Here is a 26,223-nt window from a genome sequence, read left to right as displayed (position 1 = left end):
TAGCAGGCCAGTGATGGCATGGGCGTATGTGTCGGTCATTTTGCCATCATAGACGATGGCATACGCCTTGACCTAGCGTGCTTTTTGGTGCATTTGCTCCATAAGGCCGCAAATACCCGCGTCAGCGATGGAAGCCCGAAGGGCGGGGACGCAAGGCGGCCCCGTTCACGACAGCCCGATCCTCGAAGAGGAGACGCCCTCCCCCACCCCCGCTCAGCCGCAATGTCAGGAGAAAACACGATGATCGTCAACGAGATCGACGCACATAAGACGATGTGCCCGTGGAACGAGTTCAAGGGCTGTTACGGCTCGCGGTGCATGGCGTGGGTGAAGACCGGCCGTCCCGAGCAGCGCACCACCACCAATAACATCGTCATGACGGCAGAGGGCGAACGTCCATCTGGCGAGGCGCCCCCGCCGCCTGAGGGCGAGGGTTGGAGGCCGAGCGGTCCCGTCAGTCGGTGCGGCTTCCCAAATCGGCAGAAGCTCAAACTCGACTACGGACTGCAACAGGATTGGACCCGCGAGATCGCCCAGCCGCAAGGTCAATGCGGGCGTGTGGGAGACAGCAACCAGTATTGGTAGGCCCCACCCCCGCTCCCCTGCCGATGGAGGATTGAGATGTACCCAGCCGATCCGATGGCTGCTGTCGAAAAGCTTGCACAGCGCTGCACACGCGACGAAATTGCAGACGCTCTCGCAGCGCTTCCGGCGGCACTGGCCCGATGTGCTGACGAAGCAGAAGCGAAGATCCGCGCGATGGGGATAGAGCCGCCCAAGCGCTGCGCTTCATGTGCTTTCACATCCGGCACGTTCCCGAACACGAAGGCCCCCGCAACCGCCTTGGACGCGCTCAAGTGCCTCGTTCAGGACCATCCCTTTGGATGCCATCACGACAAAGATGACGAGGGCAAGCCAACGCAACTGTGCGCTGGCTTTCGCATGGTAATGGCAGCTGAGACAGGTCCAAAGATGGCTAGAGCGCCGTGGAGATTTTCTGACGAACTGCCAAGCGTGCGCCCCGAAGCCCCCGCCCTCCCCCGCGAGCAGAGGGAATGATACCCTCCCTGAATGCCCCTCCCCGACCCCACCGTCTCCGACTGGATCGCACAGGGTGAGGAAACGGTGGAGGTGCATTGCTCACCGAAGGATCGGGCGGGATGCGGGCACTATGCCGTGATCCGGCTCGACAGCCTGCCGCCTCGGATGACGCGCTCGCAGCTGGCCCGGCGCACCGTCTGCTCGGCCTGCGGCGGGCGCGGCGGACAGCCGATGAAGGACATGAAACGCCATTACCGCCAGCTGCACGAAGAGACGGGATGGGATTGTGTGCCATCCCCGGTGAGGTATGAGAGGGGTTAGGGGTCGGTTGGTTTGCGAGGGGTGGCAGCTTCTTTCGAAGTTCTACGCTCCTGACGCCTCAGTTCGCCCTCAACGAGTTCCCGTATCCACTTGGCGCGCCGGTTCTTTCCCGCAACCGCATCAATGCGATCCAAGGTTCCGGCCGCAAAGCGGACAATGGTCGTGTCTTCAAGCTTCGCCTTCGGCACCTGCGCCCTCGCCATCCGACTTCGATGGCCCTCTCCGCAAGCAACAGCGCGTCGAGCCGCCTGAACCGCTTGCACGGCTCGGACAGGAAGGACGCGAAACCACTCGCCACGCACTCGGTGCTCCTTAAGGAGGAAATGCGCGTGGCGCTCAACGGCGAAGGCCTCCTGCCGCGAGAGCGCGACGGAAAGCGATATCTCCAACGCCGTCAAGCTTGCGACCTGAAGAACGCTTCGACGACTTTCAACGTCGTTGGTCACACCAACCTTCACCGGGCCATCGGCTGGACCGATCACGTAGACAAACGCCGGCCGGGCACTCGTAGCTTCTTGCGGCAACAAAAACGCCTCCAATGCGATATCGCTTGTTGCAAGCTATCCGATATCGGATTAGCCTTCAATTCGATATCGCATCCGGTCCGCCGTAGGATGCGAGATATCTCTTAAGGAGCCGTGTCGATGACCCGCCACCCCGCACGAGCGATCTCATTTCCTGATCTGATGGCTGGTCTCGACGCCGCCGTGACGGCTGGCATGGTCTACCGGCGCGCCGACCCTGCTACGGGCCTTGAGCTCTACATTTACTCGAACAAGTGCGTGTACGAGGACGGCTGGGATATCTTCGCTCTGATGGCGCGCGGCTTGATTTTGGATCGCGCCAAGGGCCGCGTGCTGGCAACGCCGTTTCCGAAGTTCTTCAATGTCGGCGAGAAGCGCGGGGTCGTGCCGGATCTACCGTTTGAGGCTTACGAAAAGCTCGACGGCAGCCTCATCATCGTGTTCTTCCATGATGGGCGATGGAAGGCGGCGACGAAGGGCGCTTTCAATTCCGAGCAAGCGCGGTGGGCGCAAATCCGGCTGGACCAGTCGGATCTGTCTCCGCTCGTGCCGGGCGCCACCTACCTGTTCGAGGCCGTTTATCCCGAAAACAGGATCGTCGTTCACTACGACGAGCCAGCGCTCGTGATGCTCGCTGCTTACGCTGAGGATGGGCTGGAACTGTCTTATGCGGACGTGCTCGCGACCTGCAACGCGTTGGGCTGGCGCGCCGCGAGGCGGTACGCTTTCCAGTCCATACCCGAGATGGTCAAGACGGCGGAGGCACTACCCGCGAACGACGAGGGGTTCGTCATCCGGTTTTCAGATGGTCTGAGGCTGAAGCTCAAGGGCGCCGAGTATCGCCGCATCCACGCGCTGATCTCGCGGTGTACGCCTCTCGCGATGTGGGAAGCGATGTCGGCAGGCGATGATGTCGATGCGCTCCGCCGCGATCTCCCTGAGGAATTTTGGGGGGATTTTGACGCGATCATCGGCCTACTTCGGGCGCAGATCGCAAAGCGCGAGCGCGCCGTAACTGAAGTGGCGGCAACGTTGGCCCATCTATCCGACAAGGAAGTAGGCCTTTCACTCAAGACGCTACCGACCGACGTTCAGCCTCTCATCTTCGGCTACCGCAAGGCCGGATGCATTGAGGGGCGGCAGCGGGCGGCGCTGATGCGCGCGATCCGTCCAACCGGCAATCTGCTTGAAGGCTACACGCCATCCTATGCCATGCATCGGGCGATAGATGAGGCCGCCTAACCCCACTCCCCCTCCAAGCTGAGGGCTTGGTGCGGATGAGACGAGAGGAGATGGACGATGCTTTTGGGTAAGCAGGTCTGGATCGCCGTAGTCGTCAGCCTAGCCGGTGGGGCTGCCGCAGGCGTGCTGTATGCGAGGGGGTCATCCATACCGTCCGCCGATCCTTGTGCCGGCAGTAAGATCCCCGACGAGTTTCAAAGCGTTGGGGCGCTCTACCTCGTCACGCCTCGATTGAGCGCCTTCGATGTCCCGGTGATGAGTTCGACGCCTGAGAGCGTGGAGCGCTTGAGGGTGGAGATCGATGCCCTCCGCAAGAACTGGCTTCCGACCATATCGAACCGCTGTCTTGCCGCTCACGTAGAAGCGCGGCTTGCAGATGTCGAGAAGATCAACTCCGGCAAGACGGCTTTCAAGGCGGCCATTACGGAAGCTAAGGCCATGCTTGAAAGCGGGCAGGCAAACCCCTCTCGCTGAGGAACAATCTTATGCCCCAGACAGACGAAGAGACCTTGCAGAGGATCTGCGAGGAGGTGCAGGGCGAAATGGGCGTGTCGCTTCAAGGCGCCGTCTTCACCGGCTTCGCCAAAGCCGTCGCTCGGCGATATGCGGAGACGGTCGGGGCGGGCGGATGGCAGCCGAGACTTGTTGGTGCGGAGATGCTTGGGACGGATCGCAAGAGCGATGTCACCATCAACGTTCCGACAGCCCTCTGCTGGCTCCAATTTCGCCCTGAGGTCACAACCGGAACCGATGAAGACACTCGGCCGGGCCTTGGCTTCACTCTGGTCGCCTATCCCGAAAGCCGGGGCGAGTGGCCTTGCGGCGTCATTCCCCGCACCGAAGCCGCGCGGCTCTACAATATGCTCGCCGAGTTCTTGGCGCGGAACCCCGCACCTGTCGCCTAGCCCGCTCTAGCAGAGAGGATCGAAGGGATGACCAATCCAGTCGCAGGAATGCCGGAAGATGCGCCGGCTCGAACATTCGTCTGCATGCTTGAGCGCAGGGAGGATAACACCGAGATTTTGGTGCCGCCCGATCAGTCGGCATTGATCCGGACGTGCCTCGGTCTCGGTGTGCAGGTGATCGAGCATTCGAATGGCCGTCTCGGCATCGCCGTCGATCAGGAGCCGCCCGGCGCCTCCAACACCGAGTACAAGGCGCTGCGCGAGTTCATGGAAGAGACCGCCGTCGCGTGGCTTCGGCAAGTCGCACCGCATCGCCTCGCGGATTGCTTCCAGTGCGATCATTGAGGCCCAAGACGCAAAACCCCGCCTCGGCGGTGCCGGGCGGGGCTGATGGAGGGTGAGATGCCGAAACCGGATTTCGCTGCCGAAGAGCGGTTCATGCAGCAGCACGAAGAGCGCCAGCGCCAAACAACCGCGCGGGTGATCGCCGTGCTTGAGGAAAACGGACGGTCCGATCTCGTCGCGGAATTTGAGAAGCGGCTGCACGACATCGACAGCGGCGTGGATGGCGCCCGTTCGACTTGGCACAGCATTTCCGACGCGCAGCGTCGGATCCTGCTGCTGCTGAGCGGCGGTAGGCGATGGCTGACCCGCTCGCCCGGCAGCAAGCACTTCTACGACGCCCAGGGCGAACCACATGCCTTGAGCCGGATCGGGACGCTTCGCGGTGTGCGAGCCCTTGCAGCGCGCGGCCTGCTGGATTGGGAAGGTGGCGCACTCGATCCGGAGCGGAAGGCCGTGCTGTCAGAGAAAGCCCGCTTCGTGCTCAAGCACGGCAAGCCGGGGCCGGGTGAGGTGTTCGCGGGATATCGGCCGTAAGCACAAAAAAGGCGCCGCCGGGTGACCGGGGCGCCTCGTGTCGAGCGATCGTGTCGTCAGTTCTCACGTCAGGCACGGCATCCGAACCACCTCTTCCGGTGTCTCGGACACGTAGATGCCGCGCTCTTCCAAGCCGACGAAGGCACGAGCCCTGGCCAATTCCGGATCGTTCGGCCGGTTCACCGCAGAGACCATGCTGATCGCGGATTGCCGGACGTAGACCAGGGCCGGCGTATCGACGGCGCGGGCCGCGAGGTGGAGGAGCAGGACGCATGCGCCGCCCAGCATTACTGCGCCCGTGGCAGGATCTCGAACTCCAGCGGCGGCAGCACGGTGACGATGGACCAGCCCAAGGCGCGCTGCAACACGTTGCAATCGTAGGATAAAGAGCCATACAGCCTGCCGCGCCCCGGCATTGCATCCAACGGGATGTAGGGGCCGAAGGTCTCTTCTTCCCGGCCAACGGGTCCGTAGGCGTCGAACGGCTCGGGCTGATAGTCGATCCGGCGTCCGGCGCCGTCCACCAGCCACCAGCGGCGTACCAATTCGCACTGCCGCTCGCGGACGCGGATGCCGTGGATCAGAAGGCGTTCGCCGATCCTGACGCGCCCTCCCTCGTTCACGACTTCGCGAACGATCTGCTTGACCGGCGGGGTTCGGTCGATCGCCATGGCGAAGAACCATCCGCCAATCCCGAGCAGGGCCGCCCAATACAGCAGGTTAGCGAACCGATCGCCCACCGACCGTCTGCGGCTCGGACCGTAGGCCAACTGGATGGCCTGCGCGTAGATCTTGTCGTTGATGTCGATCGCGGCTTCAGGCGGATCGGGCTTATGAATGATCGTCACGGATGCGGTACGCCACCTTTGACGAGCACGACGCCGAGAACTGCCGCGACAACTGCGCCGAGGATGATCTTGACGATCCAGCTCTGGTTATTCTTCAGCCCATTGACCTGCTCTTGCAAGCCCTTGAACTCGTCCTTGGTCGCGAATGTGCTTTTCAGTTCGCGCACTTCGCCACGCAACTCGCTGAGAATACCTTTCAGCTCTTTGAGTTCTGTGTTTGTAACTGCCTGGGCGATCTGAAGCGCCGTCAGCGCACCCGTGTTGCTCTGCTCATTGTTCTCACTCATGGGTGCCGCAGCCCCCTCCAATCGGTCATCGGCAATGGCAGCGTCGAGCATGGATTACCTCATCGACTCGACGGTTGGTCGGACCGGCGGCCACGTGTCTTTCGGGCACGAGATCCGTCCGCTTGTCAGGACGATGCCGACCATTCCCCCGATCAGGAGGAGGCCGATAGTTCTTGCCAACATGAGAGATGTCTGCCGACTGTGCTCAAAGCCATTCGGTGGCGCCCTCGCTGGCGTCGTCGGAGGGTTAGGGGCTTGGCCGTCGCGTCGCCAAACTAGGCGGTCGAGCCCCGCACGCTTAGGGTGAAAACGATCAGCGCTTGACGGCCTTCGTGCCGACGTTGGGGTCCACGCCGCCAATGCGTTCGGCCGTCTTCAGACCTGACAGCCCGAGCAGGCCGGTGAGCAGGGCCAGCAGCGAACCGTTGTCGAGCGTGGGCGGAGATGGGAAGGCGACGCCGAGCGCCGTGCCGAGGATGGCCGCGCCCCACGCCACCATAGGCGCCAGAACGAACGAGTAGGCGAAGCCGAACACGCACACCCACGCGACGGCGGGGCGCCAGCCGGATGTCCAGAAGGAAGGGTTCTGCGCCTCCGCGAGGTTGATGGCCGCCTGCTGCTCGTTCTGCTTGGCGAGCATGTCGGCCAAGGCGCGCTCGCGGTCCGCCATCGCTTGAGCGATCTGGATTTGGACCTTTTGCGCCTCCACCGGATCGGGGATCACCCGGTCGAGGATCTTGCCGATGGTCGGCATGATGTCCGGCAGCAGGCTCGCTGCGATTGAGCCGATGATACCGGCGGCCATGGCGTCAACCCTTCGGAGGATAGGTGTTGCGAAGGCGGGCAAGTGCGCTCGCCCAGAAACCGGGCTTGGCCTCGGTGACAGGCGCGGGCGTGGGGGCTGGCGCCTTGGCGACCGGAGAACCGCTATTGCGCGGGGCGGGTGGGAACAGCGGCCCGGTCTCGATAGGACCAACCGGGACGGCGGGCGTGACAGCGCCCGGCATATGCCCCGCCGCCTTCAGCGCGGCGCGGAAGCCCGTATGGTAGGCCTTGATGAGTTCGGCGCGGTCCACGCCGTTGATGATGCGGCGGGCGTTGAAGGCGTCGCCGCTGCGGTTCGGGCCGAAATAGTCCGACAGCTTCTTGCCGGTGAACCAGCCTTCCATCATACCGAGAAACATGATCGCCGCCGCCACGTCAGGCGTCATCGCCATGTCGGGCGCCTGCGTCAGGTCTTGTTCTCGGGTAAGGTAGCCGCGGTTCTGCAACTCGCCCGTGGCGCGGCGATAGTTTGATCGCCCGGTGAGCTGGACGTATCCGCGACCGGCGAACTTGGCGCCGTCACCTGGCACGGTGTTGCCGAGCGCTTTCGCGACCTCCGGCCGATCACCCTGCGGATCGTACATCCGCTTATAGTAGGCCGTGCCACCGTATTCCTTAATCGGCAGCATAGTCCGAGCGGTCTCGTGGAAGGCCGTTGCGAGGCAGTAGGACAAGCTTTCGCTCGCGAGATCGGGCGGGCACGCATCAAGGATCGCGCTGATCCCGGTGACCTGCCCCTGCGTCAGGCTTCCGCCGAACGGGTAGGACCGCGCAGCAGCAAAGAACGCCCCTCTGTCGAGAGTTGCGGCCATTGGGTATCCTTGGGTGATCGGAAGGGGTGCCGCGATCAGCGCGGCGCGGCGACGGTGAAAACCGTTCAGTCAGCGATCCCGCTGTAGGTCATCCAGCGATCCCACCAGAGGCGCCATCGGGCAGCCCAGACGGCGAGGCACAGATCGCAGTAGGCGGCTTCTTCGGAGCGCGGGCGGATCATGCGTGGCGCGATCAATGCGGCAGGCGTCCGTCAAGCAGGCGGACGCGCATGGCCTTGAACAAGGCGGCGCGGCCAAGCCGTGCGGTCGTGGCCGTACGCGGAATGTCGCCCGCCGTCGGGGGATCAGGTCGCTGCGCCGACATACAGCGTCGTGAACTGGCTTGTGCCAGCGAGCAGTTTTTCCGTGTTGCAGCTCTGGTTAATGGTAAAATCGACGGTCTGACCAGTGGAAAGCGGCACGTCTACCGTCCATGCCAACTCAACCGGACCACCCGCGGTGCCAGTGTTCTTGCGGACGGATTGCCGGAACACGGCTCCCGCCCGGCGACAGGCCAAGGCGACGACCTTGGTGCCGTCAATGTCGTTGATCTGGCCCGCGAGAACGAAGCGATAGGTGCCAGGCTTGCTGGCCGTGAACGCGCTGGTCGATGTGTCCATTTCGCCCTTGGCATCGACGGAGACGGCGTTGAAGCCGATCACTGTCGTGGTCGAAGCTGGGATGGACTGATCGGCTGTCAGATACGCTGAGACGGCGGTCTTTTCGCCGATCATCATCGTTTGCGCCGCACCGTTGCCCGAGAGCAGGTTCATTCGGCCGGTCATGGAGTCGTCGGCCCGCAATACGCGGAACGCGTTGCCGGCGCCCGTGGTCCCGACGTAAGCGGGCACGTTGCACCTCGGGCTGTCGGAAAGCGTCACCTCGACGGTGTTGTTCTCGACGAGGCCAGCCGCGCCGCCGGTCGACACATCGAGCGCAAGAATGCCCGCGAAATTCGAGGCGGAACCTACCTTCGTGGTCCGCGGGGCAACGGTCACACCATTGACGGTCGTGCCTTCCATCGCGATTTCGCCGACGCGCGTTGCTTCGGCCTGGACGAAATTGCCGGAGACCGATTGCACCTCGTTCTGACCCGATTGCAGGGTCACGGCGGCGAGTCCGATCCGGCGCATCTTGAGGCCCGTCGCGTAGGCGCCACGTGCCCCATGCACGAGCTTGAACCCGAAATTGTGCATATCCTCGTAGAGCCCACCGAGGACGCGGACCCCGCCGAAATAATCACACTCGCCGCACGACGACACGAGCGGGGCAATGATCGTGATAGCGGAAGCCCGCCCGCCCACGGTCCAAGCGTCGCTTTCGTAACCGATGACGGACGCCACCGCGTCGGTCAGAAGCAGACGGCGGACCACGGGGCGATCAAGGATGCCCGTCGAAATGCTGAGATCGTGATCGCCCTCATCGAACCAGATGCCGGTCAGCTGGTGCGTGCCTTTGGCCGGCGTCGTCGCGTGCAGAACGCAGTCGTGAATGTTCGCCCGACGGATCAGGAAATCCTTGCAGGCGTCGATCCAGAACACGCCTCCATTGTTGAAGCCCGTCGCCTCAACGTCTTCCACGACGAGGCCCTTCACACCGTTGGCGAGCAGCCCGATCACAGCCTTGTTGACGAACGTGGAGGCGCTGGCCGCTGTGAACTGGAGCTTGAGCCCTCGGAACGTCACACCCACGGAATTGTCGGCCGCCGCGACCATCACGGCGTTCGATCCGAACCGCGCTCCCGTGAACGTGCCGATATCGCCGACGAAGGTCGCGCCGCCCCCGCGGCTCGTGTTGTTGAAGTCCCCCGCGTCACCGAGGATGGTCACGCCGCCATCCGATACGATGCCGGTTCCGGACGGGAAGGTGAGCTTGCGCCCGATACGGTAGGAACGCCCACCTGGGAGAAGGACGGGCTTGGCGAGCGTCGGCAGGGCATCGGCAATCGCCGCAAGCCACTTCGTGGTTTCGTCGGGCACGGAACCGCTCGTCGCGCCCGTGATCCCGAGATCGACGCTGGCCTGGATGAACCCGCGCGAGAGGATGCGTTTCTGCACAGTTGCGATGGCGGGAAGGCCTAGACCCACACCGTAGTCGCCACCCTTCGACAGGTCGATCTGTGCTTGCAGAACTTTGCCCGTGTCGGGGTCGAGGCTGGCCTTGCCTTCTAGGTGATTGGCGATGGTATCCGGCACGCCGTCTGCAACGACCGGAGCGGCGCCGACCGCGGCCCCGAACCGGGCGTCGGTGGGACGGATCGACGTGGGAACGCCATCGATCTCCGGGACAAGGCGGAACTCGGGCATGCAGATGCCTTGCGGTCAGGTGATGTGCGGAGGGCGCGGTCGGGACGGCCGAGGCTCAGACGCCTTCGGCGGTCCAGTAGACGGCGACCGTGACGTTGGCTGCGTTGCCCGCGAGGGCGACGGTGAAGCTGGTGCTGGACGTGCTGATCAGCGACAGGCTCGGCGCGGCGGTGTTGGAGTTGCCCGCGACTGGCGTGACGTGCGGTGCCTGCCGGAAGAACGGCAGCGCGCCACCGGATCGGCGCGGTAACGGCACCGTAATGCGGCCCTGCGCATCGGATGTCTGCGTGCTCAAGCCCTTGAGGCGGTAGTAGCCCGCGTCGCTGACGGTGCCGGGCTGTGCCGCGACGTCCGACTCGCTGATCTGGTAGGGCTGGTCGCCCGTGCCCGCGTAGAGCGTGACCGGCGGGGCGCCCCACCACAGCAGGAGTTTGGTGCCGCGCTCGACGATGGTGGCCAGCCGATCACCGGATAGGCGGAAGGCGCAAGTGGCCGTCGCGTGATCGGTGAAGATCGACGAATTCTGAATGACGCCGAAGCTGCACTTGGCGTCGGTGTGGACGAGGGCGAAGTTGGTGCGGACGGCATCCCCGCCGGGGCCACCCGCCGCGAACTGCATCCCGTCGAGATTGAAGTCGGACACGTCGCGGAAGTTGACGAACCGGACCTCGTCGTTGTCCGTCACGGTGCCTGTCGGGAGAGGGCGGCTGGCGGTGTTCGGCGTGGCGATCCAGAAGCCGCCGCGCACGCGCACGCCCCGCACCCGGTAGAAGTCCAGGGCAAAGCCGAGGCCTTCCCAATCGCACCCGTTGAACTCCCACAGGAGCGAGTAATAGAACTCCGCTGGCCGATTGTTGACGACCCGGCAGAGGCCCCATCCGTTATAGGCGTGGCAACCCGTGAACAGGACGCCCTCCAGCGCCGCGACGCTGGTCCAATCCCAGCCCCACGTGTAGTTGGCGACGATCACGTCCTTCCACGAATAGGTGAACGAGCCGTAGGTGCAGGCCGCCGTGACCTTAATCTCGATCCCGCCGCCCGCCTGCATCTGGAAGTCGGCGCCGAACACCTGCAGATCATCGACCGTCAGGCCGCGCGGCATGTCGCCGATGAGCCATCCGCGCGTACCACGATTGAACCGCGCCTTCTGCAACGTGAGGCACTGGCCGCGACCGATGTTAGGCGAGCCGAAGAAAGTGATCAGGAGCGTGGTCGCTGCACTGGACGCGCTGTCCAGATCTACGCCGCGCCACGTAAACGGACTCGCGGCGGGCGAGGCTTCCGTGCCGTGAACCCAGCACCCCGTGGCCGTACCGACGCATTTGATCGTGGCCGGTCCAGGGCTCGTCACGTGGCAGGCGATGGTCGCGGTGCTGTTGATCGGAAACGAGGTGAGCGCGACGGAGCCGCGCGGCAGGACCGTGCAGGAGGCGTAGCCATCGCGCACGGCGATATCGATGCGCCGTTGGATGGCGTGGCCGTCGATCTCTTCGTTGAGCGACTGCGCGCGCGGAAACACCGCCCTGGCCGCCGTCAACCCAGCCGTACCCGTGCCGAAGCGCTCGCTGAGCGGGTGGCTCTGCCCGTCCCCCTTGAACCCGAGGGCGCGCAACTCGGCGCCCTCGATCATCAGGTCGGCGAGCCAGTCGAGGATGGTCTTGGTCGCGGCGGGCTGATTGAAGCTTGCCGCCGCCTGAAGCATCGCGGCGAGGCCGAGCTTGCCCGACAGCGCGGGGTTGAGCGCGGACGGGGTGACGTACTTGCTGCCGTCCTGCCCGGCCTGCACCTCATCCGCGCTCGCGGGCGACGAGAACCCGCCATCGGGGAGGAACAACGCCGTGCCTTCGTCCGAGACGACGCGCGCCTCTCCCAACGCGACGACGATCTGTCCTGCCCCGACCGCCGTGCCGACGATCTGACGCCAACCGGATGCGGGCGGCGTGGTGACGAGGGCACCGCCCGCGCCGACGAACAGCGTCGAGCCGCCCGTGAAGCCGCCGTCGGGCCCGCGCACATCCCCGGCTGTCTGCGCGACGAGAGAGGAGCCGCTGACGCCGCCCGACACCACGACACCGATGACCCGCTGGCGATGCAGGGGGTTGCTCGGATCCGCCAAGCGAAAGCGATCATCCACGTCAAGGATGACGGCGCGCCAATCCGGGATGGTCTGCGCCGCGAACTTGGTCTGCGTGCGGCCCGACGGACCCGAGGGACCGACCGGGCCAGGTGCTCCCGCTGGACCTGGCACGTTGCTGACGCCGTCGGCGCCCTTGACGTTGCCGTCGCGCGCCCACGTGAACGGTTCGAGCGAGGTGACCTTCCACTCATCGCCCGTGTCGGACTCGCGCCACCTATCATTGAGTTTCGGGCGCAGCGCCATGATGTCGGCGGGCAGGGTCGGCGGGCCCGACGGTCCGGAATAGGTCCGCGTGCCCCGCAACGACGCCTGATCGATCCGACCGAGGCGATCGTTTTTCCAGACCGCGATCAGTTCCTCGCCGGTCGCGGCAGGAACGAAGGGCAGTTCCGGAAGGGTGACGGTGATCGTCTCGGCCATAGGCAGCCCTTCGCGCGGCGCGGATGCGCTGCGGCGTGTGCGGGGGTGAGATGGATGAGCGGTGGAGGTGCGCGGGCCTTACGAGGCGGCCAGCAGCGCGTCGGCGCGGTCCTTGCCGAACATCCCGACCATGGCCTCCTGCGCGAAGGCGAAGGCGGCGTCGGAATGGTCGAGGTGCAAGGCGCTCTCGAACAGGCGGCGCTGGCGAACCGGCGCGGCGGCAAGCGCCATCTCGATCGCCTCCGCTTCCGCATCGGTGCAGCGACGGTAGATGTCGGCCTTGTAGGTGATCACCGGCAGCGGATCGGGCTCTGGCAGCGGATCGGGCTTGCGGAAGTTGCCGTCCTCGAACAGGTCGCCGACCTCGACCGAGGGCTCGCACACGTGAAGCTGTGCCGCGAACTCGGCAGTGTAGATGTCGGTGCCCGGTCGGATGCCATCGTCCAGGCTGATGATCTCGCGAACGACGCCGTTCACTACGTAAGCAAAAAGCTGCATCGTCGCCTCGTCAGTATTGGATGAAGACGGCGCCGTCCGCGCCATTGCCGCCGAGCTGCGCCGGGCCGACGTACCAGATGCCACCGCCGCCCGATCCCGGTGCGTTGCCGTTCATCACCGGGTCGTTGACGGTTGCGGTTCGACCGCCGCCGCCGAACGCGGAGGCCGCGCCGTAGCCGCCTTGCACGTCGTTGCGGTACGGATTGCCGTCACCGCCGTTGGAGCCGTAGAGCGCGCGCTGGGCGTTCGGGCCAGAGCCGAGACCGGGGGTGCCGCCCGAGCAATCCGTGTTCGACCCCCTGCCACCGCTGCCGCCGGTCGCTTGGAAGAACGCGCCGACCGAGGACGTGCCGCCCGCGCCGCCGACAGCGCCGTTGGCGTTGTTCGTGCCGAGGCCCTTCGCGCCGACGATGACCGTGATGGATTGGTTCGGCTCGACGCTGATCCAGCCCGACGCGTATCCACCGGAGCCGCCACCACCGGACGCCCACGTCGCGCTGCCGCCGCCACCGGATCCGCCGCCACCCGCGCCGACGCATTCGGCGAAGATCCACGTTACGCCGGCCGGGACGACGAAGGTGTAAGTGCCCGCCGTCTGGAACGACGACAGGCGCCGCGAGGGCATCAGGGAGGAGCGAACGCCGAACAGGCGCAGGTTCTCGCCGTCGCTAACGATCTGCAGCACCTCGCTGGCCAGCCAATCGCCCTTCTGGGTCGGCGTGCCATCCGCGCGCAGCAGGGCGACGATGCCGCGACTGTCGAGATTGACGTCGGTCACGCCCGTGGCGGCATTGGCCGCCTTGATCAGGAACAGGTTGCCGAGATCGTACCCGGCGATGTCGGGCGAGACGTTCGCGACGATGTGGCCGGCGGTGCCCGTATCCACGCCGCTGTGGACGCGCTCGATCGACGGCGACGAGGCTTGGATCGCGGTCCAGAGCTGCGTGAGGTTGTTGGCGTTCGGCGTCTGGCCCGACTGCGTGATGCAGTAGGAGATTTCGCGATACGCCTGCGCGAGGCGATAGATCAGTTCGTTGAAGAGCGTCAGGTCGGCCGGGCCGCAGGGAAAGCCGCTGGCCATCTCGCCGTTGGTCGGCTCACGACGCTGCGTCGCCGGGGCTTCCGCCCAGAGCGCAGGGAAATCCCGCTTCATAGCTTTTCCTTTAGGGGCAGGCGTAGGGGTCGATGGCGACCGGGCAGAGCCAGAAGCCGGCCGGGACGACCGGAGGCGCGCAGTTCACCCACACGCTGTCGTCACAGAAGCCGACGACCGGACGCGCAGAGGGCGTGTCGGGGCAGTCGAAGCCGAACACGGGCTGGCTCGGGACGCTGTCGCAGAAGCCTGCCCAGCCGGTGCCGAAGCCGAAGATCGGAGCCGCGCCGTAATGCATGGCGATGCGGATGCCGGGCGCGATCGGCAGGATGCGGAGCGTGACGACGAGGCGTTCCAATTCCGGCTGCGTCAGGTCGCGGCCCGGTGCCAGCACGACCTGTCCCGCCGAGGCCTGCGGGATCCACGCCGTCGCGCCCCAGATCTGTCTGACCGCGGCACAGAGGCTTTCGAGGTCGAACAGCCCGAGCATCTGGTAGCGCCGCGCCTTGAGGTGGGCGCGGAACACTTCGTCATCGGTCAGGCAGAGATCCGAGACGCCGCCGCAGCCCTGCCAGATGCCGTCCTCGCAGAACCCGGTGATCGGGAACGGGGTCGGGTTGTCCTCACAGGCGAAGCCGAACACGGGCTTGGTGGTGCAGACGCAGTGGCAGCGGGGCACGCCCATGCGCTTGCCGATCCACGTCAGTTGCTCCCCGCGCGCCGTGTTGAGGTCGAAGTGGTTGGGGATGTCGCAGGTCGCCCGCGCCGCCTCTTCCAACTGGTCGTAGAAGGCGGTCATGTAGCCGCGCAGTCGGGTCGCCTCGCGATACTGCGTGGCGATCCGACTCATCTCCCGGTCAACGAGGGTGCCCACGGGCGGGCAGGTGTCGGCCATCAGACCAGCGCCACCGTGACGGCCGACGGCACGATCTCGGCGATCGACAGGAACGGCACCTCAGCGGGTACGGGCGTCAGCGGCCCGTCGAGCAGCAGGTTGTAGGTCGCGCTCACGATCTCGACGTTGGGATAGGTGCAGGAGACCGCGGTGCGGACCAGGTGCAGGTCGATGTCCCGTCCGTTGATCGGACGGTTGACCCCGGTCAGCCCGTTCGAGGCGGCAAGGCCGATGGCAGCGGCGGACGGCGGGGGGCAGCCGAGGCGGTCCGGCGCGACTTTGGCGACGAGCTGCAGGCCCATCCGGATCGGCGTCGGGCGGATGAACAGCATCGTCCGGCAGTAGCCCTCCACGTCGATGTCGACGCGGCTGTTGCCGTAGGTGTTGACCCCTGGGACGACGTAGGGGCGGATCGCTCGCGCGATGGCTTCGTCGTCGCCACCGATCACCGCGACCGCAATGGAATGACCGGGAACGCCGTCGGCATCCTCGGCATCGGCCGGATTGACGAACACCTGAACGTAGGAGACGCCGTCGATCTTGGCGATCGCGCGGTTGATGTCCGCGAGATCGATGCGGGCGCGGTCCTCGTTGGTGATGGCTTGGCGATAGGCGGGGTCGGTCTCCCCGTCCATGCGCTCCAGCAGGCGAATGCGGCCCAACTGCTCCAGTCGGATGCCTTCGGCTTGGTCGGGGTCGTAGCTCTGGTATACGTCCTCCGCCATCTCCCACGCGGTCGTGATGATGGAGGCGGCAAAGCCGTTCAACTGACCGAGCGGGCTCTGCGGCGTCTGGATCACGCCAGGCCCGAAGATCTCCCTGGCCTTCTCCTCAATCTCGGCGAGGGCGGTGGTCAGGGGCTTGCGGACGAAGCCGGTCGGAGTTGTTCCGAAGGGCATCAGACCTCCACGGTCTCATCGAATTGGGTCTCGACAAGGACATTTGAGACCCGGATGCCGCGCACGAGGCGGTCGAACGTCGTCTCAATCCCCGACAGCCCGGTGACGCCCGGCGTCTGCAGGATCTCGCGCTTGACGATGGCCTCGGACACCTGCGGGCGGGATCCGGAGAAGCCCAAGACCTGCTCGAACCACGGCACCCCGATGCGGGGGTCCAGGAACCACTCGCCCTTGAAGAACTGCAGGCGCTGCCGGGCATGCTCGCCCACGGCCTCCGCGTCGTAGACCATGCGCAGGTTGCCGGTCTCGTCGAGGGTCAGGTCGTTGTTGGCCGAAGACGCGAGGATCGGGCGCCCGCGCTCGTCGATGACGGCGGCCCCGGCCTCGGTCGCGAAGATCTCCCGGCGTTCCGGCGTGATGCCGAGACCGACGAAGGTTGCCATGTCAGGAGGCCTTGATCTTTGCGATGCGGTCAACGATCGCCTGCGCTTCGGCTTTCTTGTTGTTCTCGGCGTCGTTGTTTGTGTGGTCGCGGAAGGCCATCGCCAGATCCTCGATCACCTTCCACAAGCTGTCGCCGTTGCGGACGAGATCGAAAGAGCCGTCGCTTTTCATCTGAAGGCCGGACTTGCCATCGGTCGAGCCGATATGCATCCGGTCACTCGGCATGTCGGAAAGTTGCTTGCCCTTGGAATGCGCTGCTGGCCGGGCCGTCGCGTCGGACAGGCTGTGCATCCTGCCGGAGCGGTTGCCGCTCTGGTCGCTGCCATCCTCAATCGCTTCATCCAAGGGGCGCTGCGAGTAGTCGAGATCGACCTCGTCGCCGCCTTGGAGATTACCATGTATGATGAAGTTGCCGATCCGCGTATGAGAAATCGGCACGCTCTGGAGTTCGGGCGCAGCTACCTTCTCGCCTGCGATCATCATCGACAGTTTCGGCCGGATCGTCGCCGTCTGCGTTTTGGGGTCGTATGAGACGACGACGCCCTTGCCGTTGGTGAAGATGTCGGCGCGCTCTGTCTCAATCAGCGCCGCCAGCATCTCGTCCACGCTACGGCGGGTTGAGGATCCCTGATGACCGGCCATCCGACGTCCTACTTCTTGACCTTGTCGCCCTGGATCCGGTTCGCCTCGATCTCCGCCGTGCATTCGTCGTCGCGCGAGGCGATGGTGTAGGCGACCGAAGCGATGCGGAAGAGGCCGCCACCCTGATCGGTGGGGCGCTTGTCCTTCTTGGCGGCGAGGCTGGTGTCGGTGAACTCGGAGCGAACATCAATTACGCGACCGGGTGTGAGGCCAGGGATGATCAAAGTTGTGACCTTCACACCTTTGTCAGTTACCGTGGGCACCCCTAAAAGTCCGGTTTCCGCCGAGATCAGGACGTTGCCGCCCAGATGCTCGTCCGCCTTGACGGCCTGCATCTTGCCATTCTGCAGCGACCAGTAGAACCCGTGCTGTCGCCCGATGGTGTCCAACTCGCGGTAGGCGTAGCCGTAGACCGTCGTCGGGCGCTTGGTGGCGGGCAGATCGTCCAGGCCCTTGATCTCGCCCTTGGCGATGCCAGGCATCTGCTTGCGCAGGTACTCGACGATCTCCTTCGGCTTGGTGCCGGCGGGAAAGGTCTTGGAGGCCTTGCCCTTGCCGACGGCCTTGTCGCCGTCGCCCACCTCAATCGCCGTCTCAATCTCCGGCGAGGTCTTGGTGTGCGACACGTCGCGGATGTCGCCGGAGAACAGCACCCACGGCGCCATCCCCTTCCAGCCGAACTCCACGGTCACCTTGTCGTACTCGTTGCCGAGCATGTTGCGTCGGGCTTGCGACAGGTTCTTGATCGTGACGGTGCCAGCATTCGGCTTGGAGCCGATCGTCTGCGTGCAGGTGCCGCTGATGCTCAGGCCGGGCTCAGGGCTTTGATCGCCGATGAACGTGGCGGATCCGCCGTCGCCCTCGACGGTGACGCGGATGATGCGGCCGAACAAGCGCATCAGGCGGCCTCAGAAGCCCTGTCCACGTGCCAGAGGCGGAATTGCCCACTCGGCAACGCGTCGCGCCCTGGCGAGCCTCCCAGCCCCTCCCAATCGACCAGATAGAGCGAACCGATGCCGAACCGGTAGGGTGCGAACAGATCGATGCCGGGAACGAGCCGCTTGCCCGACAGGACCGTTTGGCCGGTAATCTGCAGGTTCATCGACCAGCGATCCGTGGTCTCGTTGAACAGCAACTCAAGCGCAACGGCTGTGTCGCTCAGGTAGGTTTCAAGCCGCTGGTACGGCGCGTCGATGACGGTGAGTTCGTAGACGTTCACGAAGGGGCCTCACGGTATGCCGGGAAGGCCACCGAACACGGCGGCGGCGCGGCCTCCGCTGACATCGACTTGGCGCGCCTGCACTTGGCCGCGCGCCGACAGCCCTTGGCCGCGCGGATCGCCGCCCGTGCCCGCGTTGCCGACGCCTTCGGCGCTGTCCACGATGATGACTTCCTTGAAGCTCACCGTGAAGTAGAGGACGTTCGACCAGATCACGTCGCGCTGCGGCTCGATGCTCTCGATCATCATGTTCGGGAACAGGTCGAACCCGGTCAGGATGTCGAACGGCTCGGCCTGCGCCATCAGGTCGTTGAGCGCCCGCCACGGGCCCGTCACGTCCTGCGTGATGCTGGTCATCTTCAGCGTGGTCGGCAGGCGCCACGCGTGGTCGCTGATCTTGGCGCCCCGCTCCACCGGATGCGAGGGGATCTCCATCGACGCCGAGGCGGACTCGTCCACCACCACGTCGATGAAGACGGGACCGATTGAGCGCGGGAAGAACACCGGCATATCACGGACCCGTGAGCGTAAGGCCGGTGGTCGGCGTCGTGTTGCCCTTGGCGATGCTCGGGCCCATCGACGACAGTCCGGCCTTGACCTGAGACAGCACCTGCGCGGCGACTTCGGCGAGACCGCTCGCGTTCACGGTCACGTGGGCGGTCTGCGTCCGCTGATCGTTGCCGGTGTTGGTGTTGTTGGTGATGTTCTGGACGGTCTGCTGCGCCGCCTGTCCCATCTGCTTGTTCTGCGGGCCGGACAGCCCGAACGATCCGCCGAGCGTCGGCGCCGTGCTGCCGGGGTACTGCGGCGATCCGAGCGAGAGAGTCTTGTTTCGTCCTCGCCCCGCGATGCGCGCTGCAGCCGCATCCCGCGTGAAGATCGGCGAGTTGGACAAAGCATTGCCGAAGCGATCGTTGAATGCCTCGCCTGAAATCGTGTTGTAGCCAGGCGGCAGCCCGAACTTTTCGTTGATCTTGTTGAGAAAGCTCGCGCTTTCCGCATCGGATCGCTGCTTGCCCGCAAGGCCTTCCAGCCCCTTGGCAGCAATATCGGCTGCGCCCTTGGCGGTATCGGATCCGAAGGCCCCGATCTTGCCGAGCAGCACATCGAAGGACGCGGCCAACTGCTGACCCTTCTGCGCCAGCGTGCCCATGACCTCGCCGAAATCCCGCTCCGACATACCGGGCGCGGTCTTGGTGACGTCTGCTGCTAGTTGAGCGATCTCGTCCTTTGCCTTGAGGTAGACCGTGATGAAGTCGCCAGCCTGAACGTCACCGAATACTTTCTTGGATTTAAACTGATCGCCCTTTGTAAATTTAACAAGTTCATCAAGGGTGACTTGCGCTGCGTTCAAGCCCTTGCTTGAACCTTCCTTGATTTTCTTCTCAAGGCTGATGCCAGCTTCTTTCTCGAATGCCTTTGTAGTTACTTCGGCAAAAATTTTATCGAAAAAGTTTTTGATGTTGTTCGCTGCCTCTCCGGGCGTACCCGTCGATTTGCGAGAGTATTGCAGAAACGACGTGATGTCGGTGAGGCCGGAAAGCCCTGTGTAGCCAGCCTTCTCACCCGAAGCCAAAAGCTCGGACAAGACGCCAGCCATATTCTTGAACTCGACCTGACCCGCCTTCCCGCTGGCCGCCATGATGTCGTAGGCCTTCGGCAACTCGTCCGAAGTAACCTTGAGATTGTTCATGCTGGCGATGCCGGCCTGCGCCACGTCGCCGATCTCAGCAAATCCGCCTTTGGCCGCCTTCACCGTTGGGATCGTTGCCTTGATCGCGTCTTCGTACTTCAGGCCAGCCGCTACGAATGCATTGGCAACCTCAAGCATCTGCTTGGGCGTTGTGCCGAGTTCGCGGGATTGGTCGCTGAACCGCGCCGTGTCCTTCGCTACCTGATCCGCCGACACGCCAGCCGTGAGCTGCAGCTGCTTCTGAGCTGTCTCTTGGTTTGCGAAGGTGACGAGCGGCTTGGCCGCAATCCGTGCCGTTCCCCGGATGGTGTCCGTGATGAGGTTGCCGGCGACGACGCCTTGGGCAACGGCCCCTGACCCAGCACCGGAAGACATCCGCTCACGCGCGGGACGGCCCGGCACGTAGTTCGGGCCGCGCGGAGACATCCGGTTGACGCCGGCCATCTCGCGCCGCAGACGCCGGGCCGCTTCCGCAGCTTGGTTCAGATCGCGCGTCAGTCGCGAGGCGCCGCCGGACTTGAAGTCGAACCTCATGTCCTTCGACGTGCCCTGCAGCTTCTTGAGCGCCGCACGGGCCTTTTCGATGTCGGCGAGGAACTTGCGCAGATCGCTCTCGCCGGTCAGGCGAAAGCCGAGCTTCGCGATGAGTTCTTCGACTGTCATCAGCGGCGCCGTCCGTTCCGCGTATCTCGCGCACGCTCGCGCTCGGCCTCTTCCTCAGCGCGCCGCAACGTCGCGTCCTGAAGGTTCATGGCCTCGTGCATGTCGGCGAGATCGTCGATTGTCAGGACCGTCTTCAATTCGGCCAGCGAACACAGCGGCTGCGCGCGGAAGGCTGCGGTGGGACGGTAGAGATAGAACCTGTCGCCGAGGTTCGGCGCGATGGCCTGAACCTCGTGATCCCTCAAGCCGCCTGACCGCTTTCGGTCGGGCTCGGGGGCGGCGGCGACAGGGCGACGGACAAAAAACTTCTGAACTGGACCTCCAAGCACCAGAACGCGACCTCAACGGCGTCTTCCATGCTCTCCGGCTTCACGCCGATGACGCAGGGATCGTAACCACCGCCCCCGTGCGCCTGACACATCCCGACGAGTTCGGCGATCAGGGCGGCTAGTTCGGTCGGATTGCCGTTCGGGCTCAGCGCAAGGACGAGGTATTCCTCCATTGCCTTGGCGCGGTTCGAGCCGTCGCGGATGATCGCGAGGCTATCGACACCGAGCACCTTTGACGCCCGTCCGAAGAGCGCGATGCCCTGATCGGCGGGCACCTTCTCGCATCGGTAGACAACTCCACCTATCTTGCGCTCTGCCACGAACGAACCTCGGAGTGAGAGATGCGGGCGAGCCCTTGGGTTGCCCTTGGATTGTTGATGCCGGCCGCGCCAGCCGCGGCGGGCGATTTCGGCCCGGCCGATCAGGTCCACGTCGCCTACAATCGCACCGCTGAACGGATAGACTCGGCGTCTCGGATGACACCGGGAAAGTGCGAGGATCGCGCCGCGCGCTATTGCGATTACACTGTGACGGGCAGCCTTGCTGTCGTGGCCACGTCACCGCCACGCGCCCTTGGCAAAGCCCAGATCATCACGCTGATTTACGCGAAAGGAAGCGACATCGACGCTTTCATCGGCGCCATAGGTCTCGCGATGGCAACGTGGTCGCCCTTCACGACGGCGGAGCAGCGCGGCGCTGCTCTCAAGGCGCTGACCGGGACGCCTCAGCGTCGTGCGGTCCTGGCTGGTGTCGAGTACAGGCTATCGACGAGCCCTGAGACCGGCGTTGTGCTGACGCTGGTGCCGACGGAAGGCTAGACAACCACAGGGCGTTGCGAGGAGACTGCCCCTCCTTATTCGGGGGCGTCGATGCATCGGGTTCTGTCTATTGCCTGCGCCGCACTAGCGCTTGGGCTCCTCACCGCGAATACGGCCGATGCCCGTGGACGTGGCGGCGGCGGTCGGGGCGGCTTCTGCAATTACTGCGGCTGCAAGGGCGGTCCTGGATACCGTGCCCCGGACGGCAAATGCGTCGGCAAGCGGAACATCACCAAGGTGTGCGGCTCGCCGCCGTCAACGCGGTGCAAGTTCGAGGGGAAGAGCGGCGAGATCAATCAGACCCCGAACCCGTCCCACCATCCGAAGATGCTGAACCCGTTCGCGGTTCAGGGCTAGGCCGCGTTCACCTGCACGGTGCTCTTCGTCCAGCACGGGCAGAAGATCGCCCATTCGAGATTGTTCGTGTTCACGCCGCGCGTGATCGTCGGCTCGCGCATCACGATGGCCTGCGTGCAGCCGCCGGTTTCCGTGCTCGACAGGTCGGTGAAGCCGATCGCGAACGTGGTGCCGGTCAGAGCCCCGCTGCGCATGCGGCGCACCTTGTTCTCAAGGAAGCGGTTCATGGGCGAGTTCTGCAGCAGGCGGAGCGTCACGGTTGCCGACTGATCTGCGGTAACCGACAGGATTGAGCCGCCATCTGCACCGACCTTGGGCGTGCCCAGATCGCTGGTCGGAGCGATCGTGATGCAGTCGTCGCCCTCATCGAAGTTCGTCACCATCGCGCCGTCGATATTGAAGGCGACATTGCGAAACGAGTAGGTGCCGAAGATCCCACACTCAGCCATTGCGAGCGCTCCTAACTTAGAACTTGAGGGTCATTGAGACCGAAGCAAAATGGATCGCTCCGGCGGTCAGGAACTGGACTTGGATGTCCGGAGCGATGCGGTTGCGGCGCTGCGCGACCGGGATGTTGGCCACGTCATCGACCGCCGTCTGGAACTCCGGCACGAACTCGCCGTCATCGCCGAACTGCGGGGCGATGAGCCCAGCCGCGAACGCGCGACGCAGCGGCGGATGCACGCCCGCCTCGATCAGGAAGGCCGTGCCTTGGTTGGTGTAGGGAACGACTGCCGCATTGGAGAGGACGCCGAACACGCTCTCCTGCGTGCGGGCGCGGATCCACGCGCTGAAGTGGATGGTGTCGATGAAGGCACCGGATCCGACCGTGCCTTCCAGCAGCATGTTGCGGCCACCCATGTTGACGTAGGTGTTCGCGCTGTGACCCTGATCCCGGTTGATGCCGATGCCCGGCACGAAGCCGGTGACGGCCTGAATGGTCGCCGAGGGACGGTTGATCGGCTCGACGCCGGGCAGGGTCTTGAACTTGAGGGTGTAGGCCTGCCCGCTGTCGATGAAGCCCGCAGCGGCGCGCGCGTAGTTGGCGCGGTCGAAGTCGCGTCCGCAGGCATAGGCCCATGCGGCGGCGGCGAGATAGGAGCCGGGGTCCGTATGGTAGAACACGGCGGTGTGATCGTAGGCCTTGTTCTCCACGTACTCGGCGATGGAGCCGCCGAACCGGGGCGAGGTGACCGTGTGCGTGCCCGATCCCGCCGTGGTCGTGGCGATGGCGGTGCCGCCCTGCGTCGCCGAGAGGTTGAAGGTGTTCGCGCTCGCGTTGACGACGAAGTAGGTGTCCGTCGCGGTCAGGGGCGCGGGCAGCGTGCCGGAGGTGGTGAGGCGCACCTGCTGATCGTTCGTGAGGCCGTGCGCGGTCTTGGTGAGGACGGCGGGCGAGCCCTGCGAGATCGTGGCTTGGAACGTCACGTCGTCCACAGCGCCGGGCACCTCGGTGTCGGTGTCGTTGCTGTCGGCGCCGAAGATGACCTCGTGCGTCTCCGACCAGTCCGCGATGGCGCGCTGCTTGGCGGTGTCGTTGAGGACGTTGGTGGCGAGCAGCCAGAACCAGTCCGGATCGGCCTGGTAGATGGCGTTCATCTCGTCGGTCATGTCCTTGCTGGGGTCGTACCAGCCGAACTTGATCTGCGGCGGACGAACCTTGGCCGAGAAGAACAGCGCGGCGGCCTTGTACTCCTGGCTTGCGGCGGGCCATTGCAGACCAACTTCGAAGATGTTCGAGTACAGCAGCGTGCGGTGGGTCGCGTCGAGGAAGCCGACGAGGGGTGTCGGGGTCAGCATCAGCGCGGTGTTGAAGCCCGCCGTGGTCGGGAACTGGTCCTCACGGGTGAGGGTGACCGAAACGGAGCGGTCGATCGGCAGCCGGCTCGGCATGGGCTAGTCCTTCGCGTAGTCGAGGGAGGTACGGATGGTGGTGGGACCGCCCGATCCGGTGAAATTGATGTGCCCACGCTCGATCACGTCGATGAGCGTGCGCTGCTGCCGGGCGGCGGAGAGGGTGACGGTGAAGTTCGCCCGGCCTTCCCAATTCTCTTGGATGCGCTCGGCGGATTGCTTGATCTCGCCGATCTCGGACACGACGGCGGGCAGCAGGTCTAGCTGCGCGCGGGCGGACCAGAGTGCGGCATGGAAGGCGTCGGCGTGGTCGCGCGGGCGGGAGGCGTAGATATCGATGCGCCAGCCGTACGAAATGCCGATGGTGCGGACCTCTACGACCCGCTCCACCCCGTCGAGGGTGATCGTCTCGTAGCAGAGGCTGTAGCCGTCGCCGCTCTCGGTCGAGCCCAACGGGGTCAACCCGGCATAGGCGCCCTCGGGCATGGGCGCGCGCTGGTGATGGAGGATGATGTCCGTCAGCGCGGTCTTGGTCTGGCCGAGCAGCACGCTCTCGGCGTTGACGGCCACGAGAAGCGCGCGCAGGCGGTCAAACGCTTCGTCCTCGGTCATTCTCAAGCCGTCCGATCGCGCGCGTGAAATCGGCCTCGGTGCGGCGGCCAGCCTTGACGATGCGGTAGGTCACGCCCTCGGGGGTCACGATCCGCTGCGCATCCGATGGGTTGTCCTCGTCCACCGTCTTGAGGGGGTGGAACGTGTAGATCCGGACGTAGCCGTCGAGGCGATCCGCGTTGGACAATTGCAGCAGATCAATCTGCGTGGCCGACTGGATCACCGCCTTGATCGGGATTGAGGCGAGAGCCTCGACCCAGCGCCCGTCCTTGTACCCACCGGGGCTGACGATCAGCGTGGCGGGCTTCTGCAGGAGACCGATGCCGATGGCGCCAAGGGTGAGGTCCATTACCGAGCCACATCATAATAGATCGGCAAGCCGCTCGTACCTCGGCTTGAACGTGCGCCGCTGGCCCCACGCCCGCCACCCCCGCCCGAGATGCCGCCATCTATAGTCCAGGTGACAGAGGCTCGAAGCCTACCAGTGTCAATGAGTGTCCTATCGGACCCCTTGAGGGCCACAGTCACGGCTGAGTTAGCTGGGGCCATGTTAGACCCGATTTGATCTTGAATAGCTCTCTGCCCCCAGATGCCAAGCCTCATCAAAGATTGCTCTACTGTAATGCGCCCAAGGAGTATGTTACGAGCTTCGGCGCGCATAAAAGTGCGCAATTCTCCGCGCCCCTGGTGCATGGCTTGGCTGATAAATGGTCTTGGTGGAATGGGGCCGCCCCACCCCCCCCCGTCAGTGCCCTCGTGATTATAAAATGCAATAGCTATCAAATCCGATGCGGATTGCCCCGCCGGGAAGCCAACCTTAACAGTTCTGCCAGCACGGCTTGATGCCCTGAATTGATCTAATATGCGCCTAATGAATGTCTGTGCATCTCCACGGCGCTGAATATCGAACCGCATTTGGAAATTCATCTCAAACTACCATCATCGCCGGAAAGGAGCGACGGCGCAGCCGCTCGAACTCGGACCAGTAGAGGGCGGCGGCGGGCGAGATGGACGAGCCGGAGCCCGATCCGCCGCCGCTGCCGCTCTTCACATCCGCGAACTTGGCCTTGACGTCGCCGACCCACACTTCCGTGAGGGCACCGGAGACACCGACGTTGAGGCCGTCGCCGACCGCAACGCTGGCGCCGGCTGCCGCCTCGGACGCGATAAGGTAGGCGGTGTAGACGAGCAGGGCCGGCACTTGGTCCTGCTCGATCCACGCGTCGTTGACCTCGCCGCGGGCCTCGTTCAGCACAGCCGTGACGTAGGCGTCGGGCTTGCTGTCGAAGGACGGGTAGCGGGCCTTGAAGTCCGCTGCCGTGACGTCGGCGAGGTTGGGCATGGCTTAGGCCGGGGCCTGGACCTTGGCGGCCTCGGCGAGCAGCTTATCGCGCCCCCAACGGCCATCGACGGTCACGTCTTTGCTCTTGAGCAAAGTGCGCAACTCGTCGTCGGTCATCGTGCTCAGCTGCGGAGCCTTGGCTGCCTCTTTGGCGGCCGACTCACCCTTGGCGAGATGGCCCGCCTCGATCCGAGCCTTCATCACAGGATGATCCAGATCTTTCGCCGGAACATCCTCGACGGTGGCGCCGGGATAGACGATACGCCCGTCAGGCAGACCGAGAGGCGCCGTGAAGCGGTTGGTAAGCTTCGACATGGC

Annotated in this window: 35 protein-coding genes; 9 read left to right on the top strand and 26 right to left on the bottom strand. The window is 64.7% G+C overall.

Translation table 11 applies throughout. From position 1 onward, the window contains the following. Positions 1-240: 240 nt before the first annotated feature. Positions 241-585, top strand: a complete 345-nt coding sequence (locus MFF26_RS19500; protein WP_238308428.1) for a hypothetical protein — start codon at positions 241-243, stop codon at positions 583-585. A 486-nt stretch (positions 586-1,071) separates the two neighbouring features. Next, a complete protein-coding gene (locus MFF26_RS19495) occupies positions 1,072-1,362 on the top strand; it encodes a hypothetical protein (RefSeq protein WP_238308427.1) in 291 nt (96 codons plus the stop codon). On the opposite strand, the gene MFF26_RS26635 is transcribed toward MFF26_RS19495, so the two are convergent. Beyond that, complete coding sequence (locus MFF26_RS26635; RefSeq protein ID WP_373324503.1) at positions 1,359-1,844, bottom strand: GIY-YIG nuclease family protein; 486 nt, start codon at positions 1,842-1,844, stop codon at positions 1,359-1,361. The two genes, MFF26_RS19495 and MFF26_RS26635, sit on opposite strands and share 4 nt — an antisense overlap. 162 nt (positions 1,845-2,006) lie before the next feature. Here MFF26_RS26635 and MFF26_RS19490 point away from each other — a divergent pair, with 162 nt between their 5' ends. The 5 genes from MFF26_RS19490 (at position 2,007) to MFF26_RS19470 (ending at position 4,912) form a co-directional block, all read left to right on the top strand. Continuing rightward, the gene (locus MFF26_RS19490) at positions 2,007-3,128 is read left to right on the top strand and encodes a T4 RnlA family RNA ligase (RefSeq protein WP_238308426.1); all 1,122 of its coding nucleotides are present in this window, start codon (positions 2,007-2,009) and stop codon (positions 3,126-3,128) included. 57 nt (positions 3,129-3,185) lie between these two features. Continuing rightward, complete coding sequence (locus MFF26_RS19485; protein WP_238308425.1) at positions 3,186-3,602, top strand: hypothetical protein; 417 nt, start codon at positions 3,186-3,188, stop codon at positions 3,600-3,602. 11 nt (positions 3,603-3,613) lie between these two features. Next, entirely contained in the window at positions 3,614-4,033 is a 420-nt protein-coding gene (locus tag MFF26_RS19480; RefSeq protein WP_238308424.1) for a hypothetical protein, read from the top strand. Positions 4,034-4,153: 120 nt separating this feature from the next. Next, complete coding sequence (locus tag MFF26_RS19475; protein WP_238308423.1) at positions 4,154-4,378, top strand: hypothetical protein; 225 nt, start codon at positions 4,154-4,156, stop codon at positions 4,376-4,378. A gap of 57 nt (positions 4,379-4,435) precedes the next feature. Continuing rightward, positions 4,436-4,912, top strand: a complete 477-nt coding sequence (locus tag MFF26_RS19470; protein WP_238308422.1) for a hypothetical protein — start codon at positions 4,436-4,438, stop codon at positions 4,910-4,912. Between the two features lie 63 nt (positions 4,913-4,975). Here MFF26_RS19470 and MFF26_RS19465 read toward each other — a convergent pair whose 3' ends face one another. The 19 genes from MFF26_RS19465 to MFF26_RS19375 all read right to left on the bottom strand — a co-directional run bounded on the left by MFF26_RS19465 (position 4,976) and on the right by MFF26_RS19375 (position 21,353). After that, a complete protein-coding gene (locus MFF26_RS19465) occupies positions 4,976-5,200 on the bottom strand; it encodes a hypothetical protein (protein ID WP_238308421.1) in 225 nt (74 codons plus the stop codon). Further along, positions 5,200-5,760 (bottom strand): hypothetical protein, encoded by a 561-nt coding sequence (locus MFF26_RS19460; protein ID WP_238308420.1) that lies wholly within the window; start codon positions 5,758-5,760, stop codon positions 5,200-5,202. Before MFF26_RS19460 ends, MFF26_RS19465 begins: the two co-directional genes overlap by 1 nt. Further along, positions 5,757-6,098, bottom strand: a complete 342-nt coding sequence (locus MFF26_RS19455; protein ID WP_238308419.1) for a hypothetical protein — start codon at positions 6,096-6,098, stop codon at positions 5,757-5,759. Before MFF26_RS19455 ends, MFF26_RS19460 begins: the two co-directional genes overlap by 4 nt. A 262-nt stretch (positions 6,099-6,360) precedes the next feature. Then, the gene (locus tag MFF26_RS19450; RefSeq protein WP_238308418.1) at positions 6,361-6,852 is read right to left on the bottom strand and encodes a 3TM-type holin; all 492 of its coding nucleotides are present in this window, start codon (positions 6,850-6,852) and stop codon (positions 6,361-6,363) included. A 4-nt stretch (positions 6,853-6,856) separates the two neighbouring features. Next, entirely contained in the window at positions 6,857-7,684 is an 828-nt protein-coding gene (locus MFF26_RS19445; RefSeq protein WP_238308417.1) for a hypothetical protein, read from the bottom strand. A 305-nt stretch (positions 7,685-7,989) separates the two neighbouring features. Continuing rightward, positions 7,990-9,990 (bottom strand): hypothetical protein, encoded by a 2,001-nt coding sequence (locus MFF26_RS19440; RefSeq protein WP_238308416.1) that lies wholly within the window; start codon positions 9,988-9,990, stop codon positions 7,990-7,992. Between the two features lie 55 nt (positions 9,991-10,045). Next, positions 10,046-12,547: a hypothetical protein gene (locus MFF26_RS19435; protein ID WP_238308415.1), complete on the bottom strand. Its 2,502-nt coding sequence runs from the start codon at positions 12,545-12,547 to the stop codon at positions 10,046-10,048. Between the two features lie 78 nt (positions 12,548-12,625). Next, entirely contained in the window at positions 12,626-13,045 is a 420-nt protein-coding gene (locus MFF26_RS19430) for a hypothetical protein (protein ID WP_238308414.1), read from the bottom strand. A 10-nt stretch (positions 13,046-13,055) separates the two neighbouring features. After that, positions 13,056-14,198: a glycine-rich domain-containing protein gene (locus tag MFF26_RS19425; RefSeq protein ID WP_238308413.1), complete on the bottom strand. Its 1,143-nt coding sequence runs from the start codon at positions 14,196-14,198 to the stop codon at positions 13,056-13,058. A 10-nt stretch (positions 14,199-14,208) separates the two neighbouring features. Then, on the bottom strand, positions 14,209-15,033 hold the full coding sequence (locus MFF26_RS19420; protein WP_238308412.1) for a baseplate wedge 1 family protein: 825 nt from the start codon (positions 15,031-15,033) through the stop codon (positions 14,209-14,211). Beyond that, on the bottom strand, positions 15,033-15,932 hold the full coding sequence (locus MFF26_RS19415) for a hypothetical protein (RefSeq protein WP_238308411.1): 900 nt from the start codon (positions 15,930-15,932) through the stop codon (positions 15,033-15,035). The genes MFF26_RS19420 and MFF26_RS19415 overlap by 1 nt, the downstream gene beginning before the upstream one ends. Continuing rightward, the gene (locus MFF26_RS19410) at positions 15,932-16,375 is read right to left on the bottom strand and encodes a contractile injection system sheath initiator (RefSeq protein WP_238308410.1); all 444 of its coding nucleotides are present in this window, start codon (positions 16,373-16,375) and stop codon (positions 15,932-15,934) included. The genes MFF26_RS19415 and MFF26_RS19410 overlap by 1 nt, the downstream gene beginning before the upstream one ends. 1 nt (position 16,376) lies before the next feature. Further along, positions 16,377-17,018 carry a Gp138 family membrane-puncturing spike protein gene (locus MFF26_RS19405; RefSeq protein ID WP_238308409.1) on the bottom strand — a complete coding sequence of 214 codons (642 nt, stop codon included), beginning with the start codon at positions 17,016-17,018 and terminating at the stop codon, positions 16,377-16,379. A gap of 8 nt (positions 17,019-17,026) precedes the next feature. After that, positions 17,027-17,917 (bottom strand): baseplate hub protein, encoded by an 891-nt coding sequence (locus tag MFF26_RS19400; protein WP_238308408.1) that lies wholly within the window; start codon positions 17,915-17,917, stop codon positions 17,027-17,029. Continuing rightward, the gene (locus MFF26_RS19395) at positions 17,917-18,237 is read right to left on the bottom strand and encodes a phage baseplate plug family protein (protein ID WP_238308407.1); all 321 of its coding nucleotides are present in this window, start codon (positions 18,235-18,237) and stop codon (positions 17,917-17,919) included. The genes MFF26_RS19400 and MFF26_RS19395 overlap by 1 nt, the downstream gene beginning before the upstream one ends. Positions 18,238-18,246: 9 nt before the next feature. Beyond that, positions 18,247-18,747 carry a phage baseplate protein gene (locus MFF26_RS19390; protein WP_238308406.1) on the bottom strand — a complete coding sequence of 167 codons (501 nt, stop codon included), beginning with the start codon at positions 18,745-18,747 and terminating at the stop codon, positions 18,247-18,249. A gap of 1 nt (position 18,748) precedes the next feature. Next, on the bottom strand, positions 18,749-20,593 hold the full coding sequence (locus MFF26_RS19385) for a phage tail tape measure protein (RefSeq protein ID WP_238308405.1): 1,845 nt from the start codon (positions 20,591-20,593) through the stop codon (positions 18,749-18,751). After that, complete coding sequence (locus tag MFF26_RS19380) at positions 20,593-20,838, bottom strand: hypothetical protein (protein WP_238308404.1); 246 nt, start codon at positions 20,836-20,838, stop codon at positions 20,593-20,595. Before MFF26_RS19380 ends, MFF26_RS19385 begins: the two co-directional genes overlap by 1 nt. Then, positions 20,835-21,353: a phage tail assembly chaperone gene (locus MFF26_RS19375; RefSeq protein ID WP_238308403.1), complete on the bottom strand. Its 519-nt coding sequence runs from the start codon at positions 21,351-21,353 to the stop codon at positions 20,835-20,837. The genes MFF26_RS19380 and MFF26_RS19375 overlap by 4 nt, the downstream gene beginning before the upstream one ends. A gap of 45 nt (positions 21,354-21,398) precedes the next feature. Between MFF26_RS19375 and MFF26_RS19370 the strand changes: the two genes are divergently transcribed. Beyond that, positions 21,399-21,740: a hypothetical protein gene (locus tag MFF26_RS19370; RefSeq protein ID WP_238308402.1), complete on the top strand. Its 342-nt coding sequence runs from the start codon at positions 21,399-21,401 to the stop codon at positions 21,738-21,740. A gap of 51 nt (positions 21,741-21,791) precedes the next feature. Further along, entirely contained in the window at positions 21,792-22,097 is a 306-nt protein-coding gene (locus tag MFF26_RS19365) for a hypothetical protein (RefSeq protein WP_238308401.1), read from the top strand. On the opposite strand, the gene MFF26_RS19360 is transcribed toward MFF26_RS19365, so the two are convergent. The 6 genes from MFF26_RS19360 to MFF26_RS19335 all read right to left on the bottom strand — a co-directional run bounded on the left by MFF26_RS19360 (position 22,094) and on the right by MFF26_RS19335 (position 26,220). Next, on the bottom strand, positions 22,094-22,546 hold the full coding sequence (locus MFF26_RS19360; RefSeq protein WP_283207417.1) for a phage structural protein: 453 nt from the start codon (positions 22,544-22,546) through the stop codon (positions 22,094-22,096). The two genes, MFF26_RS19365 and MFF26_RS19360, sit on opposite strands and share 4 nt — an antisense overlap. Positions 22,547-22,562: 16 nt before the next feature. After that, on the bottom strand, positions 22,563-23,990 hold the full coding sequence (locus MFF26_RS19355; protein ID WP_238308399.1) for a DUF3383 family protein: 1,428 nt from the start codon (positions 23,988-23,990) through the stop codon (positions 22,563-22,565). A 3-nt stretch (positions 23,991-23,993) separates the two neighbouring features. Continuing rightward, positions 23,994-24,563: a phage neck terminator protein gene (locus MFF26_RS19350; RefSeq protein ID WP_238308398.1), complete on the bottom strand. Its 570-nt coding sequence runs from the start codon at positions 24,561-24,563 to the stop codon at positions 23,994-23,996. Further along, positions 24,541-24,912, bottom strand: a complete 372-nt coding sequence (locus tag MFF26_RS19345; RefSeq protein WP_238308397.1) for a hypothetical protein — start codon at positions 24,910-24,912, stop codon at positions 24,541-24,543. The genes MFF26_RS19350 and MFF26_RS19345 overlap by 23 nt, the downstream gene beginning before the upstream one ends. A gap of 579 nt (positions 24,913-25,491) precedes the next feature. Next, positions 25,492-25,905: a DUF4054 domain-containing protein gene (locus tag MFF26_RS19340; RefSeq protein WP_238308396.1), complete on the bottom strand. Its 414-nt coding sequence runs from the start codon at positions 25,903-25,905 to the stop codon at positions 25,492-25,494. Positions 25,906-25,908: 3 nt separating this feature from the next. After that, positions 25,909-26,220, bottom strand: coding sequence for a hypothetical protein (locus tag MFF26_RS19335; RefSeq protein ID WP_238308395.1), 312 nt, complete (start codon positions 26,218-26,220; stop codon positions 25,909-25,911). Positions 26,221-26,223 lie beyond the last annotated feature (3 nt).

Source organism: Methylorubrum suomiense (genome assembly GCF_022179765.1).
In the GTDB taxonomy this organism is placed as follows: Bacteria; Pseudomonadota; Alphaproteobacteria; order Rhizobiales; family Beijerinckiaceae; genus Methylobacterium; species Methylobacterium suomiense.
The sequence above is the reverse complement of the archived record's forward strand: the minus strand, read 5'-3'. Positions and strand labels throughout refer to the sequence as shown.

Excerpts from the sequence above, each read along its gene's own strand:
- MFF26_RS19500 (WP_238308428.1), top strand. The coding sequence starts at position 241 with ATGATCGTCAACGAGATCGACGCACATAAGACGATGTGCCCGTGGAAC.
- MFF26_RS19495 (WP_238308427.1), top strand. The coding sequence starts at position 1,072 with ATGCCCCTCCCCGACCCCACCGTCTCCGACTGGATCGCACAGGGTGAG.
- MFF26_RS19490 (WP_238308426.1), top strand. The coding sequence starts at position 2,007 with ATGACCCGCCACCCCGCACGAGCGATCTCATTTCCTGATCTGATGGCT.
- MFF26_RS19485 (WP_238308425.1), top strand. The coding sequence starts at position 3,186 with ATGCTTTTGGGTAAGCAGGTCTGGATCGCCGTAGTCGTCAGCCTAGCC.
- MFF26_RS19480 (WP_238308424.1), top strand. The coding sequence starts at position 3,614 with ATGCCCCAGACAGACGAAGAGACCTTGCAGAGGATCTGCGAGGAGGTG.
- MFF26_RS19470 (WP_238308422.1), top strand. The coding sequence starts at position 4,436 with ATGCCGAAACCGGATTTCGCTGCCGAAGAGCGGTTCATGCAGCAGCAC.
- MFF26_RS19465 (WP_238308421.1), bottom strand. The coding sequence starts at position 5,200 with ATGCTGGGCGGCGCATGCGTCCTGCTCCTCCACCTCGCGGCCCGCGCC.
- MFF26_RS19455 (WP_238308419.1), bottom strand. The coding sequence starts at position 6,098 with ATGCTCGACGCTGCCATTGCCGATGACCGATTGGAGGGGGCTGCGGCA.
- MFF26_RS19450 (WP_238308418.1), bottom strand. The coding sequence starts at position 6,852 with ATGGCCGCCGGTATCATCGGCTCAATCGCAGCGAGCCTGCTGCCGGAC.
- MFF26_RS19445 (WP_238308417.1), bottom strand. The coding sequence starts at position 7,684 with ATGGCCGCAACTCTCGACAGAGGGGCGTTCTTTGCTGCTGCGCGGTCC.
- MFF26_RS19440 (WP_238308416.1), bottom strand. The coding sequence starts at position 9,990 with ATGCCCGAGTTCCGCCTTGTCCCGGAGATCGATGGCGTTCCCACGTCG.
- MFF26_RS19435 (WP_238308415.1), bottom strand. The coding sequence starts at position 12,547 with ATGGCCGAGACGATCACCGTCACCCTTCCGGAACTGCCCTTCGTTCCT.
- MFF26_RS19430 (WP_238308414.1), bottom strand. The coding sequence starts at position 13,045 with ATGCAGCTTTTTGCTTACGTAGTGAACGGCGTCGTTCGCGAGATCATC.
- MFF26_RS19425 (WP_238308413.1), bottom strand. The coding sequence starts at position 14,198 with ATGAAGCGGGATTTCCCTGCGCTCTGGGCGGAAGCCCCGGCGACGCAG.
- MFF26_RS19420 (WP_238308412.1), bottom strand. The coding sequence starts at position 15,033 with ATGGCCGACACCTGCCCGCCCGTGGGCACCCTCGTTGACCGGGAGATG.
- MFF26_RS19415 (WP_238308411.1), bottom strand. The coding sequence starts at position 15,932 with ATGCCCTTCGGAACAACTCCGACCGGCTTCGTCCGCAAGCCCCTGACC.
- MFF26_RS19410 (WP_238308410.1), bottom strand. The coding sequence starts at position 16,375 with ATGGCAACCTTCGTCGGTCTCGGCATCACGCCGGAACGCCGGGAGATC.
- MFF26_RS19405 (WP_238308409.1), bottom strand. The coding sequence starts at position 17,018 with ATGGCCGGTCATCAGGGATCCTCAACCCGCCGTAGCGTGGACGAGATG.
- MFF26_RS19400 (WP_238308408.1), bottom strand. The coding sequence starts at position 17,917 with ATGCGCTTGTTCGGCCGCATCATCCGCGTCACCGTCGAGGGCGACGGC.
- MFF26_RS19390 (WP_238308406.1), bottom strand. The coding sequence starts at position 18,747 with ATGCCGGTGTTCTTCCCGCGCTCAATCGGTCCCGTCTTCATCGACGTG.
- MFF26_RS19385 (WP_238308405.1), bottom strand. The coding sequence starts at position 20,593 with ATGACAGTCGAAGAACTCATCGCGAAGCTCGGCTTTCGCCTGACCGGC.
- MFF26_RS19370 (WP_238308402.1), top strand. The coding sequence starts at position 21,399 with ATGACACCGGGAAAGTGCGAGGATCGCGCCGCGCGCTATTGCGATTAC.
- MFF26_RS19365 (WP_238308401.1), top strand. The coding sequence starts at position 21,792 with ATGCATCGGGTTCTGTCTATTGCCTGCGCCGCACTAGCGCTTGGGCTC.
- MFF26_RS19360 (WP_283207417.1), bottom strand. The coding sequence starts at position 22,546 with ATGGCTGAGTGTGGGATCTTCGGCACCTACTCGTTTCGCAATGTCGCC.
- MFF26_RS19355 (WP_238308399.1), bottom strand. The coding sequence starts at position 23,990 with ATGCCGAGCCGGCTGCCGATCGACCGCTCCGTTTCGGTCACCCTCACC.
- MFF26_RS19350 (WP_238308398.1), bottom strand. The coding sequence starts at position 24,563 with ATGACCGAGGACGAAGCGTTTGACCGCCTGCGCGCGCTTCTCGTGGCC.
- MFF26_RS19345 (WP_238308397.1), bottom strand. The coding sequence starts at position 24,912 with ATGGACCTCACCCTTGGCGCCATCGGCATCGGTCTCCTGCAGAAGCCC.
- MFF26_RS19340 (WP_238308396.1), bottom strand. The coding sequence starts at position 25,905 with ATGCCCAACCTCGCCGACGTCACGGCAGCGGACTTCAAGGCCCGCTAC.
- MFF26_RS19335 (WP_238308395.1), bottom strand. The coding sequence starts at position 26,220 with ATGTCGAAGCTTACCAACCGCTTCACGGCGCCTCTCGGTCTGCCTGAC.